Source organism: Phenylobacterium sp. Root1290 (assembly GCF_001425305.1).
Taxonomy (GTDB): domain Bacteria; phylum Pseudomonadota; class Alphaproteobacteria; order Caulobacterales; family Caulobacteraceae; genus Phenylobacterium.
The window spans coordinates 1,717,846-1,732,039 of record NZ_LMEE01000001.1 but is presented as its reverse complement, the minus strand read 5'-3'; the positions used below and the strand labels follow the sequence as shown (position 1 = coordinate 1,732,039).

The 14,194-nt window shown below is 68.1% G+C and carries 14 protein-coding genes; 4 read left to right on the top strand and 10 right to left on the bottom strand.

The genetic code is table 11. From position 1 onward, the window contains the following. The first annotated feature begins 97 nt into the window (after positions 1–97). The gene (locus tag ASC79_RS08470) at positions 98–1,807 is read left to right on the top strand and encodes a methyl-accepting chemotaxis protein (protein WP_235528851.1); all 1,710 of its coding nucleotides are present in this window, start codon (positions 98–100) and stop codon (positions 1,805–1,807) included. Here ASC79_RS08470 and ASC79_RS08465 read toward each other — a convergent pair. The 5 genes from ASC79_RS08465 to ASC79_RS08445 form a co-directional block, all read right to left on the bottom strand. Beyond that, the gene (locus ASC79_RS08465) at positions 1,804–2,163 is read right to left on the bottom strand and encodes a hypothetical protein (protein ID WP_056027070.1); all 360 of its coding nucleotides are present in this window, start codon (positions 2,161–2,163) and stop codon (positions 1,804–1,806) included. The two genes, ASC79_RS08470 and ASC79_RS08465, sit on opposite strands and share 4 nt — an antisense overlap. A 71-nt stretch (positions 2,164–2,234) precedes the next feature. Next, the gene (gene serA / locus ASC79_RS08460) at positions 2,235–3,815 is read right to left on the bottom strand and encodes a phosphoglycerate dehydrogenase (protein ID WP_156378513.1); all 1,581 of its coding nucleotides are present in this window, start codon (positions 3,813–3,815) and stop codon (positions 2,235–2,237) included. A gap of 76 nt (positions 3,816–3,891) precedes the next feature. After that, positions 3,892–5,061, bottom strand: coding sequence for a phosphoserine transaminase (locus ASC79_RS08455; RefSeq protein WP_056027064.1), 1,170 nt, complete (start codon positions 5,059–5,061; stop codon positions 3,892–3,894). A 131-nt stretch (positions 5,062–5,192) separates the two neighbouring features. Beyond that, positions 5,193–5,618: a hypothetical protein gene (locus tag ASC79_RS08450; RefSeq protein ID WP_056027061.1), complete on the bottom strand. Its 426-nt coding sequence runs from the start codon at positions 5,616–5,618 to the stop codon at positions 5,193–5,195. A gap of 65 nt (positions 5,619–5,683) precedes the next feature. Then, positions 5,684–6,019 (bottom strand): hypothetical protein, encoded by a 336-nt coding sequence (locus ASC79_RS08445; RefSeq protein WP_056027058.1) that lies wholly within the window; start codon positions 6,017–6,019, stop codon positions 5,684–5,686. Between the two features lie 216 nt (positions 6,020–6,235). Here ASC79_RS08445 and ASC79_RS08440 point away from each other — a divergent pair, with 216 nt between their 5' ends. Further along, the gene (locus ASC79_RS08440; RefSeq protein WP_056027055.1) at positions 6,236–8,140 is read left to right on the top strand and encodes a hybrid sensor histidine kinase/response regulator; all 1,905 of its coding nucleotides are present in this window, start codon (positions 6,236–6,238) and stop codon (positions 8,138–8,140) included. A gap of 114 nt (positions 8,141–8,254) precedes the next feature. Further along, positions 8,255–8,617, top strand: a complete 363-nt coding sequence (locus ASC79_RS08435; RefSeq protein WP_056027052.1) for a hypothetical protein — start codon at positions 8,255–8,257, stop codon at positions 8,615–8,617. A gap of 51 nt (positions 8,618–8,668) precedes the next feature. On the opposite strand, the gene ASC79_RS08430 is transcribed toward ASC79_RS08435, so the two are convergent. After that, positions 8,669–9,244, bottom strand: coding sequence for a nucleotidyltransferase family protein (locus ASC79_RS08430; protein ID WP_056027049.1), 576 nt, complete (start codon positions 9,242–9,244; stop codon positions 8,669–8,671). After that, positions 9,241–10,044: a bifunctional hydroxymethylpyrimidine kinase/phosphomethylpyrimidine kinase gene (gene thiD, locus ASC79_RS08425; protein WP_056027167.1), complete on the bottom strand. Its 804-nt coding sequence runs from the start codon at positions 10,042–10,044 to the stop codon at positions 9,241–9,243. Before thiD ends, ASC79_RS08430 begins: the two co-directional genes overlap by 4 nt. Positions 10,045–10,137: 93 nt before the next feature. On the opposite strand from thiD, the gene ASC79_RS08420 reads away from it, so the two are divergent. Then, complete coding sequence (locus ASC79_RS08420; RefSeq protein WP_056027046.1) at positions 10,138–10,872, top strand: SDR family oxidoreductase; 735 nt, start codon at positions 10,138–10,140, stop codon at positions 10,870–10,872. A 7-nt stretch (positions 10,873–10,879) separates the two neighbouring features. On the opposite strand, the gene folP is transcribed toward ASC79_RS08420, so the two are convergent. The 3 genes from folP to rpsU all read right to left on the bottom strand — a co-directional run bounded on the left by folP (position 10,880) and on the right by rpsU (position 14,073). Further along, entirely contained in the window at positions 10,880–11,692 is an 813-nt protein-coding gene (gene folP / locus ASC79_RS08415; RefSeq protein ID WP_056027044.1) for a dihydropteroate synthase, read from the bottom strand. An 88-nt stretch (positions 11,693–11,780) separates the two neighbouring features. Continuing rightward, complete coding sequence (gene ftsH, locus ASC79_RS08410) at positions 11,781–13,658, bottom strand: ATP-dependent zinc metalloprotease FtsH (RefSeq protein WP_056027041.1); 1,878 nt, start codon at positions 13,656–13,658, stop codon at positions 11,781–11,783. 181 nt (positions 13,659–13,839) lie between these two features. Then, entirely contained in the window at positions 13,840–14,073 is a 234-nt protein-coding gene (gene rpsU / locus ASC79_RS08405; RefSeq protein ID WP_111275467.1) for a 30S ribosomal protein S21, read from the bottom strand. Positions 14,074–14,194: the final 121 nt, after the last annotated feature.

Genomic DNA, 14,194 nt, shown 5'->3' with positions numbered 1-14,194 from the left:
GCCGCCGCGGTCGGTCTTCACGTCCGGTTAGCCGCCGCAGTGCATGGCCTGGGACCTGGTCCGGCGCGATCCCGCCGCCGCCCTCAAGAGAACCGTGATGAGCGCCGAAGTCCGCTTTCCCACCCGCACCATCGCCCTGGTCCTGGCGGTGTCCACCTGCCTTGTCGCCTGGCTGATCTGGACCGGCGAGAACACTGGCAAACGCCTGACGCAAGCCCATGAGCGCGCCACGGCCGGCGCCGAGGTCCTCGGTGATATCGCCCGACTGGACGAGGTGCTGACCGGGTCGGCGCGACTCGCCGCCGCCACCGGCGCTTCGCAGTGGAAGGACCGCTACGACGCGGCCGCGCCCCAGCTCGACAAGGCCCTCGCCGACGCCCAGGCCCTGGCCAGCCCGGCCCTGCGCGACCAGTTCAAGAGCGCCACGGGCGCCGCCAACGAGATTCTGGTGAAGCTTGAAGGCGACGCCTTCGCCGCCGCGACGCCAGCCGACGCCCAGGCCATACTGGACGGCGGCGACTATGGCTCGGCCAAGAAGACCTACATCGCCGGCGCGGCCGCCTTCGCCAAAGGCCTGCAGGCCGAAACCGATGCGGCTGTGGCCGCGGCCGGCGCCGCACGCCGCCAGGCCCTGATGATCACCCTTGCCGGTTTCGCCGTCCTGGCGGCCGGCTGGTTCATCCTGATCCGCACACTGCTGACCTGGCGCAAGAACCTGGCCGCCGCCCAACGCGAACACGAACGCCAGCAGCAGGTTCAGCAGGAAATGGCCGCCAGGCTAGCTGAGGAGCAACGCGCCGCAGCCGACGAGCGCGCGCGCGCCGCCGAAGCCAAGCGCGAAGCCGATCTCAAGATCGCCGCCGAGCAACAGAGCGTCGTCAACGCTCTGGCCCAAGGGCTGTCGAACCTGTCGGCCGGAGACCTGACCTTCCGCCTCGATACCGGCTTCGCTGTCGAATACGAGAAGCTGCGCGGCGACTTCAACGCCGCCGTGGCCAATCTGCAATCGACGATGACCGGCATCGTCGGCGCGTCCAAAGGTATCCGGTCAGGCACGCGGGAGATCAGCCAGGCCTCCAACGACCTTGCCCGACGCACCGAGCAACAGGCTGCAAGCCTGGAAGAGACCGCTGCGGCGCTGGACCAGATCACCGCCACCGTGCGCCAGACCGCCGACGGCGCCGAGAGCGCCCGCAAGTCCATGGCCGCGACTCAGACCGACGCCGAACGCGGCGGCGCCGTGGTCGGCCAGGCCGTCGCGGCCATGGGCGCTATCGAGACCTCTTCCGGCGAAATCGCCAAGATCATCGGCGTCATCGACGAGATCGCCTTCCAGACCAACCTGCTGGCTCTGAACGCCGGGGTCGAGGCGGCGCGGGCCGGAGAGTCGGGCCGCGGCTTCGCCGTCGTCGCCTCGGAAGTGCGGGCGTTGGCCCAGCGCTCGGCCGACGCGGCGCGGGAGATCAAGGCGCTGATCTCGGCGTCCAGCGAGCAGGTCGGCCGCGGGGTGGAACTGGTGGCCGAAACCGGCGAGGCCCTGAAGCGCATCGTCACCCAGGTGACCGAGGTGAACCGGGTCATCGCCACCATCGCCGCCTCGGCCAAGGAACAGGCCATCGGCCTGGCCGAGGTCAATGTCGCGGTGAACCAGATGGACCAGGTGACCCAGCAGAATGCGGCCATGGTGGAAGAAGCCACCGCCGCCGCTCAAGGCCTGGCCGGAGAGACCGGCGAGCTGGCGCGAATGATCGGCGCGTTCCGGACCGGCGATGCGCCGAGCGAAGGTCGCATCGCTCGAGCCGCTTAGCCGGGCAGGATCTCGTCCGGCTCCGGCGTCACAGGGAAGCGGACCGCGGCGATGTCGTCGCGGCCTTCCATCCAGGCCTTGGCCAGGCGATGGCCGCCATCCATCAGCCGGCCTTCGGCGCAAACGATGACCGGATAGGCGAGGTCGGCGTCGAAGATCCGCCGGGCGTGCGCGGCCACCTCGCGGATGCTCGGCACGTGGCGATTCTGGAACCAGCAATCGATGTCGAACTCGGCGATGTCGGCGAGCTTCAGCCGCTCGACCGGCAGGTCCGCAGTCAGGTCCCACAGGCGGTCGGTCCACCAGAGGCCGCGGCGGCCGTCGGCGAGGGGACGGGTGTGTTTCTCGCGGCTCATAACGCCTCCCTGATGGAGGCGATGGTGCGCGGGGCCGCGCCGTCCGGCAAGACGGCGCGGCCCGCGACAGATCAGAACCGCAGGGTGCGGGCTTCCTTGACGTGCGGCAGGGCGCGGATCTTCTCGACCAGCGTGTCGCCCGGATCCTGATCGATGCCGACCAGGGCGATGGCGTCCTCGCCGGCCGAGACGCGGCCGAGGTTGAAGGTGGCGATGTTGACTTCCGCTTCGGCCAGCAGCGCGCCGAGGGCGCCGATGAAGCCGGGCTTATCGAGGTTGTTCACATAGAGCATCGTCGGGGCGAACGGGGCGTCCAGGTCCATGCCCTTGACCTCGACCACGCGCGGCGCGCCGGCCATCACGGTGCCGGCGAACGAACGCTTGCCGAGCGCGGTGGTGACGGTGATCCGCACCAGGCTGTCATAGATCGGCGAGTCGTCCTGCTTGCTCTCCGAGACGGTGATGCCCCGTTCCTTGGCCACGGCCGGAGCCGAGACCATGTTCACTTCGGCCAGCATCGGACGCAGCACGCCGGCCAGGGCGGCGGCCGTCAGCGGACGGGTGTTGAGGTTGGCGACTTCACCCTCGTAGGCGATGTCGACGGCCTTGACCTCGACGTCGACCATCTGGCCGGCGAAGGCGCCCAGACGCTCGGCCAGGGCCACGAAGGGCTTCAGCTTCGGCGCTTCGTCGGCGGTGACCGACGGGCTGTTGAGGGCGTTGGAGACCGCGCCGGTGAGCAGGTAGTCGCTCATCTGCTCGGCCACCTGCAGGGCGACGTTTTCCTGGGCTTCCATGGTCGAAGCGCCCAGGTGCGGCGTGGCGATGAAATTCTCCGCGCCGAACAGAACGTTTTCCTTGGCCGGCTCCTCGACGAACACGTCGAAGGCGGCGCCGCCGATGTGGCCGTCGTCCAGACCCTTGCGCAGGGCCGCTTCGTCGACCAGGCCGCCGCGGGCGCAGTTGACGATCAGCACGCCCTTCTTGGTCTTGGCCAGGTTCTCGGCCGACAGAATGTTGCGGGTCTTGTCGGTCAGCGGGGTGTGCAGGGTGATGACGTCGGCGCGGGCCAGCAGGTCTTCCAGCTCGACCTTCTCGACGCCGATCTCGACAGCGCGTTCAGCCGACAGGAAGGGGTCGTAGGCGACGACCTTCATCTTCAGGCCGTTGGCGCGGTCGGCGACGATGCCGCCGATGTTGCCGGCGCCGATCAGGCCCAGGGTCTTGGCGTAGAGCTCCACGCCCATGAAGCGGTTCTTCTCCCACTTGCCGGCCTGGGTCGAGACGTCGGCGGCGGGGAGCTGGCGGGCCAGGGCGAACATCATCGCGATGGCGTGTTCGGCGGTGGTGATCGAGTTGCCGAACGGGGTGTTCATCACCACGATCCCCTTGGAGGTCGCGGCGGGGATGTCGACATTGTCCACGCCGATGCCGGCGCGGCCGATGACCTTCAGGTTCGGGGCGGCGGCGATGACGTCCTTGTCAGCCTTGGTGGCCGAGCGGACGGCCAGGCCGTCATAGTCGTTGATGATCTTGAGCAGCTCTTCCTTCGAGAGGCCGGTCTTCACGTCGGCGTCGACGCCGCGCTGCTTGAAGATGTCGATGGCGGCCGGGCTCAGCTTGTCGGCGATAAGAACGCGGGGCATGGGAATTTCCTTGCGGATAGGGGTAGGCGTCCTCGGCCCCACGCGGTTTCCTGGCGTGGAGTCTCGAGGACGCGAGTAGGGCTTAGGCGGCTTGAAGCTGCTCGAGGGTCGCGGCGAACGCCCAGTCGAGCCACGGGGTGAGCGCCTCGACGTCTGAGGTCTCGACCGTGGCGCCGCACCAGATGCGCAGGCCGGCGGGCGCGTCGCGGTAACCGCCGATGTCGAGGGCGGCGCCTTCCTTTTCGAGCACCGAGGCCAGCTTCTTGGCGAAGTCGGCCTGGGCGTCGTCGGCCAGGGCGGCGACGCGCGGATCGACCACCTTCAGGCAGACCGAGGTGTTCGAGCGGGTCGCCGGGTCGGCGGCCAGGAAATCCACCCAGTCGGTCTTTTCGACCCAGGCGGCGAGCGCGGCCAGGTTGGCGTCGGCGCGGCGCTGCATCTCGGCCAGGCCGCCGATCTGGGCGCCCCACTTCAGGGCGTCGATGGCGTCTTCCACGCAGAGCATCGAGGGCGTGTTGATCGTCGCGCCTTCGAAGATGTCCTTGGCCAGCTTGCCGGCCTTGGTCATGCGGAACAGCTTCGGCATCGGCCAGGCCGGCGTGTAGCTTTCCAGGCGGGCCACAGCGCGCGGCGACAGGATCAGGACGCCGTGCGCGCCCTCGCCGCCCAGCGCCTTCTGCCAGGAGAAGGTCACGACATCGAGCTTGGCCCAGTCGAGATCCTGGGCGAAGGCGGCGCTGGTCGCGTCGCAGATGGTGATGCCTTCACGGTCGGCGGCGATGAAATCGGCGTTCGGGACGCGGACGCCCGAGGTGGTGCCGTTCCAGGTGAAGACCAGATCGGCGTCCTTGCGGACCTTGGTCAGGTCCGGCAGCTCGCCGTACGGCGCGTCCAGCACCTCGGCCGGCAGCTTCAGCTGCTTGGTCACGTCCGTGACCCAATCCTTGCCGAAGCTTTCGAAGGCCAGCAGTTGAACCGGCCTCGGGCCCAGCATCGACCACATCGCCATCTCGACGGCGCCGGTGTCCGATCCAGGCACGATGCCGATCAGGAATTCGTCGGGCACCTCCAGCACCTGACGGGTGCGGTCGATCGCTTCCTGCAGGCGCGTCTTGCCCAGCTTGGAACGATGCGAGCGGCCAAGGACCGCATTCCGGAGATTTTCAGGGGTCCATCCGGGGCGCTTGGCGCACGGGCCGGAAGAGAACTCGGGGCGCGCCGGACGCATGGCCGGCTTGGCGAGGGTCGTCATATCGATGTCTCCCATCCTTACAGATGAGCAGCACCCCGTTGGGGGGGTGTGGCCCGCGGCGGAGAAACTCCCTATCGCGGCGCGGCGCAAGCGAAAGTTTTTGAAATCGCCCGGGCCGCCCGGCGGCGCGCCTAGACCGTCCGCCTGAGCCGCTGGCGCCAGCCGACAATCGCCCCGACCAGAAGGCAGATGACGATCCCGAGGAAATTCAGGTTGTTGACCCAGGCATAGAGGACGTCGACCGGGCGCGAGGTGACGATGTAGAACGCGTGCAGGCTGAACTGCACGGCGTAGAGCAGCATCACGCCGCCCAGCCAGAAGCTGGCGAAGCTGACCGTGATGATGAGCAGGCTGATGGCGGTAAGGCCGTCCAAGGTGAGCCGCGCAAGCGCCTGAGCCGATTCCGGCAACAGCAATCCGCTCACAATGGACAACACGACATTGGCGCCCACAACGGCGCCGCCGACTCGTTCGGCGAAGCTGCCCTTCCAGAGGGCCAGAAGCGAGATGCCCAGCGTGAGGGCGATCAGGCCAAGAACGATCGGTGATGTCGGCATAGCACTGCGCCCCTAACTCGCATTAGGGGCGCAGCACCAGTTAATCTATTGCAACCAAACTCGGCTTAGCCGACTTGGCGCATCGCCGTGGTGGTCTCGCGCTTGCGCATCTCAGGCTTGTCCATGTAGCCAAGCTTGGTGCGAATGCCGAGACGAAGCTGGGCTTCCGCCAGCTCGTTGTGCGCGCCGACCATGGCGCTCCGGGCTTCTCCCAGAGCCTTGATGGCTTCCACCATCTTCACCTGCACTTCGTCAGCGAAGACGAGCGAGGCGTTAACTTCCGAACGGGCCTTCAGCAGGTCCGCCAGCAGTTCCGTGGCTTCGACCATGGCTTGGTCAACCGCCGCTTCCGTCGTGAACAACTTGGTCGCGACACGTTGCGCGACAAACGCCTTTTCCATGGGAAACCCCTCCGAGGAAATTAACCCTAACGAAAGCAAGGTAAACCGGAGGTTAAATTCTACCTAGGAGATTCATGTTCCGTTAACCACGATTTTATCGCTCGACGGTTGTGATCGTGTCTTTGGCGCCACAGTTCTCGCCTCGGGCGAGCCGTCTGGAAGCGAACCGTTAGGAGAATTCGCCTAAACCGAGCGCTCGGATGAAGCTCGGGCTCCATGACTGACCAGCCTCGCACCACCGGCTCCAGGCCCCAGATGACCTTCCACGCGCGCGTGGCGGGCGTGGCCCTGATCACGACCGTCGTCGTGCTGGTCGCCGCGTGCCTGACCTTCATGCTCCAGCAGTGGGCGGTGGCCCGCGAGCAGAACCACCAGGCCCATCGCGCCCTCTCCGAAGTCGTCGCGCGGGCGTCCGCCCCCGGTCTCGCCGGCGAGGACGCCGCTCAGGCAAGGGTCTCCATTGCTACGCTCGGCAGCGACGGAAGCGTCATCAAGGCGGTGCTCAAGGACAGCGCCGGACGCTCGGTCGCCACCTTCTCGCGCCCCACGCCGCGCAGTTCGGAAGCTCAGGAGGTCATCGTGACCCCCGTGCTCGCCGACGGTCGTCAGGTCGGCGAGCTCGCCCTGACGTTCGAGACCCCGGCCCTGACCGCGATGCTGCCGCAGTTCGTCGCCCTGACGCTCGCCTTGCTGTTCGGCGGGGTCGGCGTGGCGCTGTTCCTGGCGCGCGGACTCGCCTCTCGGGTGATTGCGCCCGTGCTCAAGCTTTCCGAGGCGATGCATGGCGTGGCCGCCAACGGGCGCTTCACGCCCGTCGAGGTTGAGGCCGACGACGCCCTGTTCCGCAGCCTCACCGACAGCTTCAACCACCTATTGGCGAAGCTCGACGAGCGCGAGCAAGCCCTGCAGCGGACGCTGCGCGAACTGGTCGAAGCGCGTGATGCGGCCAACGCCGCCAATGTGCTGAAGTCCCAGTTCCTGGCCAATATGAGCCACGAGATCCGCACCCCGCTGAACGGCGTGCTGGCCATGGCCGAGGTCATGTCGATGGGCGACCTGGCCCCGGTCCAGCGCGAGCGCCTGGACGTCATCCGCCAGTCCGGCGGCCTGCTGCTGGCGGTGCTGAACGACGTCCTCGACCTGTCCAAGATCGAGGCCGGCAAGCTGACCCTCCTGGTCGACGACTTCGACCTCGAGACGGCCGTCGCCCCGACCCGCGGCTCGTTCTCGGTGATCGCCCAGGGCAAGGGACTGGACTTCAAGGTCGAGGTCGCCGAGGAGGCCCGCGGCGCCTGGCGCGGCGATGCTGACCGCATCCGCCAGATCGTCGGCAACCTGCTGTCCAACGCGGTCAAGTTCACCCTGCAGGGCGAAGTCGGGGCCCGCTTCGACATCAGCCCCGAAAGCGGCGTCCTGCGGCTGGTCGTGCGCGACACGGGCGTCGGCATCGCCACCGAGAAGCAGGCCAGCCTGTTCGAGAAGTTCACCCAGGCCGACAATTCCGCGACCCGCCGCTTCGGCGGCACCGGCCTTGGCCTGGCCATCTGCCGCGAGCTGACCCAGATGATGGGCGGCGTGATCAGCGTCGAGAGCCATGAGGGCAAGGGCTCGGTGTTCACCGTCGAGCTGCCCCTGGAGCGCGGCGAGCTGGCCATCGAGGCGCCGGTCGCGCCCCAGGCCGCCGAGGAGACCGACGAGGGCGCCCTGCGCCTGCTGGCCGCCGAAGACAACCCGACCAACCAGCAGGTGCTGGCTGCGGTCATGGGATCGCTGGGCATCGACATCGACATCGTCGCCAATGGCCGCCTGGCGTTCGAAGCCTGGCGCGACGGGTCTTACGACCTGATCCTGATGGACATCCAGATGCCGGTCATGGACGGCATCGACTCCGCCCGCGCCATTCGCTCCGCCGAGCGCGAGGCCGGCCGCCCCCGTACGCCGATCGTCGCCCTGACCGCCAATGCGCTTTCGCACCAGGTCGAGGAATACCTGGCGGCGGGCATGGACGGCCACGTCGCCAAGCCGATCGAGATCGCCAAGCTCTACGAGGCCATCAGCCGTGCGCTGACCGAGGCCGCGGCTGGCGGCGCGGCGGCGAACGCCGCGGTCGCCGCCGCCTGAGGCGGCAAGGTGAACGACAGACAACGGCGGGCTCAGACGCGTTTCAGGTCGCCGATGGTCTTCTCTGCATCAACGTCGCTTCCCCGGCGACGCGGATGTCCAAGGAGGACCGTCATGAAAAAGTTCGTTCTGGCCCTGACTGCGGCTTCCGCTCTGGCGGCCGCCGCCGTTCCCGCCGCAGCGCAGCCCTATGGCGGCGGCTATGACCGCCACGAGCGCTATGACAACAATCGCTCCGAGCGGCTGATGTGGCGCATCGAGCGCGCCGAGCGCAGCGGCTCGATCAACTCCGGCGCCGCGAGCTGGCTGCGCCGCGAGGTGAGCGCCACCGAACGCCTGGCCTGGCGCTACAGCCGCAACGGGTTCACCCAGTGGGAGCGCCAGGACATCGACCGCCGCTATGACCAGCTGGCCCGCCGCGTCGACCGCGACGACCGCCGCTATGGCTACGGCTACGGAAACGACTACCGACGCTAAGGCCTAGCGACGCACGGAAGGGGCGGTCCCGCAGGCCGCCCCTTTTCGCATCTAGGCGTCCAGGATCGTAAGCTCTGGCCAGCGTCGCTGCGCCGCCTGGGCCGTACGCAGGAAGCCGCCGGTCTTGCGCCGAGGATTGGGCCGCAGGCGCATGGCGAACAGGTCCTCCAGCCCGAACGGCGCGTGCACCGTGAGATTGTCATCGGGCTCCAGTCGCACGCCGACCGCAAAGACGGTCGAGGTGAAGCGCGACAGCGCCTCGGCGCTGGAGGTCAGCGGGTCGTAGGGCTCACCGAATTTCTGCTCGAACCATAGGTGCACGCGGGCCTGATTGCGCACCTCCACCATCTCCTTGAACGGCGGCTCGAACACCGCCGCGACCTGGCGGATCACCGCGTCCTCGGCCTCGTACGAGGTGTCGGACGGGTCGAAGTAGCCAAGGTCGTAGTCCTTGATCCCATAGTCGGCGGCGCGGCCGGTCAGGTGGTTCAACACCGGCTGGTAGACGGCGCCGGAAAACACCAGCCAATCCGGCAGGGCCTGCTCGCGCACTCCGGTCAGCACGTGCATCAGGCTGGGCGTGGCCCTGACGATCGCCTCGAGCCGCTTGGTCAGGTCGCCGCTCATTTGACGCTCCGCAGCGGCCAGCCGTGATCCAACGGCCCATGGCCGCCGCCCAGTCCCGGAGCAGCCCGCATGGCCTCGTGAACATAGGCCCAGGCCCGCGCGACGGCCTGCGTCAAAGGCAGCCCTTGGGCCAGACCTGCGGCGCAGGCCGAGGCCAGGGTGCAGCCCGTGCCATGGGTGTGGCGGGTGTGGAGCCGCTCGCCCTCGTAGGTGGTCTCGCCGTCCGTGGTCAGCAGAACGTCGGTGACGGTCTCGCCCGGCACGTGCCCGCCCTTCATCAGCACCGCGCGGGCGCCGAGCTTCAGCAACGACTCCCCGACCCGGCGCTGGTCGTCCAGGCTCTCCACGGGAAGACCGGTCAGCGCCTGGGCCTCGGGGGCGTTAGGCGTCAATAGCGCCGCACGCGGGATCATCAGCGTCCGCACCGCGTCCACCGCCTCAGGCGCCAGCAGATTGGAGCCGCCCTTGGCGACCATCACGGGATCGACCACCGCCGGCGCAGAAGCTCCGCCCAGGATCCGCGCGACGGTCTCGACCATCGCCACGTCGCCGAGCATGCCGGTCTTGATCGCGTCCGCGCCGATGTCGTCCAGCACCGCGCGGGCCTGGGCCTCCACCACTTCCGGCGGGATCGGATGGACGCCGGTGACGCCCAGCGTGTTCTGGATCGTGACCGCGGTGATGGCGGTCGCGGCATAGCCGCCCAGCATCGTGACGGTCTTGATGTCGGCCTGGATCCCGGCTCCGCCGCCGGAGTCCGAACCCGCGATGATCAGCACTCGGCCCAAGGTCTCGCTCATGACTTCGAGGTAGCGCGCCACGACCGCAAATGCATCGGGATTTGCACCGCCATCCACTGTGACGCTTTGGCCCGAGCCTGCTAACCTCCCGCCATGAAAGTCGCCCTCGTCACCGGGGCCGGATCGGGGATCGGCCGCGCCAGCGCGCTCGCCCTCGGCGAAGCCGGCTACAAGCTCGTCCTCGTCGGCCGCCGCGCCGACAAGCTGGAGGAAACCGCCGCCGCCATCGGCGGCGAGGCCTTGGTCCAGCCCGCCGACATCGCTGACGAGCTCGCGGTCGACGCCGCCTTCGAGGCTGTGCGCGAGAGGTTCGGGCGACTGGACGTGCTGTTCAACAACGCCGGCGTCTCGGCCGGGGGACGACTGGAGGACCTGTCGCTGGACGCCTGGCGCCGGGTCGTGGACGCCAACCTGACTGGCGCCTTCCTCTGCACCCGGGCCGCCTTCCGGCTGATGAAGGCCCAGGACCCGCGCGGCGGACGGATCATCAACAACGGCTCGATCTCGGCGCACGCGCCGCGGCCCTACTCGGTCGCCTACACCGCCACCAAACACGCGATCACCGGCCTGACCCGCTCGTCCTCCCTGGAGGGCCGGGCCTATGACATCGCCTGCGGTCAGATCGACATCGGCAACGCCGCCACCGAGATGACGCTGGCCATGGCCAAGGGCGTGCCCCAGGCCGACGGCTCCTTCGCCCCCGAGCCGCTGATGGACGTGAAGGCCGTGGCCGACGCGGTCGTGTTCATGGCCGGCCTGCCGCTGGACGCCAATGTGCAGTTCATGACCGTCATGGCGACCAAGATGCCGTTCGTGGGCCGCGGCTAAGGCCCGACTAGCGCGCGGCGGCGACCGCGCTCCACACCTTCAGCGCCTGCACGGTCTCGGCTACGTCGTGGACACGCAGGGCGCCCGCGCCGCGCTCGACGCCGGCCAGGGCCGAAGCCAGCGATCCCGGCAGCCGCCCGTCCAGCGCCGCCCCGCCGGCTGGGTCGAGGGCGGCGATGAAGCGCTTGCGGCTGACGCCCAGCAGGACCGGAAAACCCAGGGCGGCGACCTGGTCCAGATGGGCGATCAGGGCGAGGTTGTGCTCGGGCCGTTTGCCGAAGCCGATGCCAGGATCGAGCCAGATCTTCTCGCACGCCACGCCCGAGGCGATAGCCGCCTGCGCCCGCGCCGCCAGGAACGCGCAGACCTCGGCGACCACGTCGTCATAATGAGGATCGGCCTGCATGGTGCGCGGCTCGCCCTGCATGTGCATCAGCACCACCTCGCAGCCGAGCTCGGCGGCGGTCGCGGGACCTTCTGGCGCGAAGCCCAGCGCCGCGACGTCGTTCCATATGCCTGCGCCCGCCGCCACAGCGGCGCGGGCGACCTGCGGCTTCATGGTGTCGATGGAGATGGCGATGTCGCTCTCGGCGCGGATCGCCTCGATCAGCGGGATCGCACGGGCGATCTCCTCGTCGGCCGGGACCGGGTCGGATCCCGGACGCGTCGATTCCGCCCCGATGTCGAGGATGTCGGCCCCCTCGGCGATCAACCTGCGCGCCTGGGTCAGGGCCGCGTCCGGCGCAAGGAAACGGCCGCCGTCGGAAAAGCTGTCCGGGGTGACGTTGACGATCCCCATGACCTTCACCGTGCCGGACATGGGCGGAACTCCTGTGGGCGCAGACAGCAAGACGCCCTCCTGGCGCGGGGCCGGGAGGGCGTCAAGTCAGTCAGGTTTCGGGCTGGCCTTAGGCCGGCTCGGGCCGCGGCGAGATCGGCACCGCCACCGAGGGACCGGTCGGCCGCTTGGCGTCGGCGTCATCGCGCACCGGGGGCACGCCCTTCAGCGCGTTGATGATCTCGTCGCCGCTCAGGGTCTCGTACTCGAGCAGCGCCTTGGCCAGGGTGTGCAGGTCGTCGATCTTCTCGGTCAGGATCCGGCGAGCCTCGTCGAAGCCGCCCTGGACCAGACGCTTCACTTCGGCGTCGATCAGGTTGGCGGTCTCTTCCGACACCGACTGGGTGCGCGAGACCGAGTGGCCGAGGAAGACCTCGTCCTGGTTCTCGCCGTAGGACACCACGCCGAGCTTGTCGGAGAAGCCCCACTTGGTGACCATGGCGCGCGCCAGCTTGGTCGCCTGATCGATGTCGGACGATGCGCCCGAGGTGATCTTGTCCTTGCCGAAGATCAGCTCTTCCGCCATCCGGCCGCCCATCAGGATGGCCAGGCGCGACGTCATCTGCTCGTAGGACATCGATAGCTGGTCGCGCTCGGGCAGCTGCATGACCATGCCCAGGGCGCGGCCGCGCGGAATGATCGTGGCCTTGTGCACCGGGTCGGTGGCCGGAACGCTCAGGGCGATCAGGGCGTGGCCGCCTTCGTGGTACGCGGTCAGGCGCTTTTCGTCCTCGGTCATGGCCATGGACTTACGCTCGGCGCCCATCATGACCTTGTCCTTGGCGTCTTCGAAGTCGCGCTGGGTGACCATGCGGCGGTTCTTGCGCGCGGCCATCAGGGCGGCTTCGTTGACCAGGTTGGCCAGGTCCGCGCCCGAGAAACCCGGGGTGCCGCGGGCGATGGTCTTCACCTCGACGTCGGCGGCCAGGGGCACGTTCTTCATGTGGACGCGCAGGATCCGTTCGCGACCGCCGATGTCCGGGTTCGGCACGACGACCTGACGGTCGAAGCGGCCGGGACGCAGCAGCGCCGGGTCGAGAACGTCCGGGCGGTTGGTCGAGGCGATGACGATGATCGCTTCCGACGGGTCGAACCCGTCCATCTCGACCAGCAGCTGGTTGAGGGTCTGCTCGCGTTCGTCGTTGCCGCCGCCCAGGCCGGCGCCGCGGTGGCGGCCGACGGCGTCGATTTCGTCGATGAAGATGATGCAGGGGCTGTTCTTCTTGGCCTGCTCGAACATGTCGCGCACGCGGCTGGCGCCGACGCCAACGAACATTTCCACGAAGTCGGAGCCGGAGATGTAGAAGAACGGCACGCCGGCCTCGCCCGCAACGGCGCGCCCCAGCAGGGTCTTACCGGTGCCGGGAGGGCCGACCATCAGGGCGCCCTTGGGGATCTTGCCGCCCAGGCGCTGGAACTTCTGCGGGTCCTTCAGGAAGTCGACGATCTCCGTCAGCTCTTCCTTGGCCTCGTCCACGCCGGCGACATCGTCGAACGTCACGCGGTTCTTGTTCTCGGTCAGCATCTTGGCCTTGGACTTGCCAAAGCCCATGGCGCCGCGTGCGCCGCCCTGCATCTGACGCATGAAGAAGATCCAGACGCCGATCAGCAGCAGGATCGGCAGGCTGTTCAGGAACAGGCCCAGCAGGCCGCCGCCGGCCGACTTCACGCTGATGTCGGCGCCGCCGGATTCCAGCCGCTTGATCAGGTCGTCCTGATTGTTCGGCGTCAGGGCGGTGAACGACTTGCCCGAAGCATCCTTGATCTCGATGGCGGTGCCGCGGAACGTCGCAGCCTTCACCTCACCCGAGTTCACCTTGCTCAGCAGCTGCGAGTAGGAGATCTGGCCCGAAGCCCCGGCCGCCTGACTGCCGCCGGTCATCATGCTGTAGAGGCCGATCAGGACGACGACGATGACGCCCCAGATGGCGAGATTACGCAGGTTCATGACACGCCTTCGCGAAAAGTGTCTCTCAAAGCCCACAATAGGTGGGTCTGGCCCTGCGGACTAGCAAGGCTCATGCCGCGCGACCGAACATCGCGGTTCGGTGAACGCGCTGCATCCGGACATGCAAAGGGCCGCGCAGTCACCCGCGCGGCCCCCCACATCAGGCTCAAGGCCTTAATTTCTACCGACTCGGCTTCTTCGGCGCGGCGATCAGGCCTTCGCGTTGAGCGCGCTTGCGGGCCAGCTTGCGCGCGCGGCGCACGGCTTCGGCCTTTTGGCGAGCGCGCTTCTCGCTCGGCTTTTCATAGTGCACGTGCCGCTTCATTTCGCGGAACGAGCCCTCGCGCTGCATCTTCTTCTTCAGCGCCTTGAGGGCCTGATCGACGTTGTTGTCGCGGACGAAAATCTGAACCAGAGGTCTCTCTCCTATCACCCGTTCCCGCTCGGCCTTCCTGACATCAGGCGGCGGCGAACGGACAAAAGCTTTGCGACCCGTCGAGCGAAGGCCCTCCGGGTTGAGCGCGGCGAGATAGCAG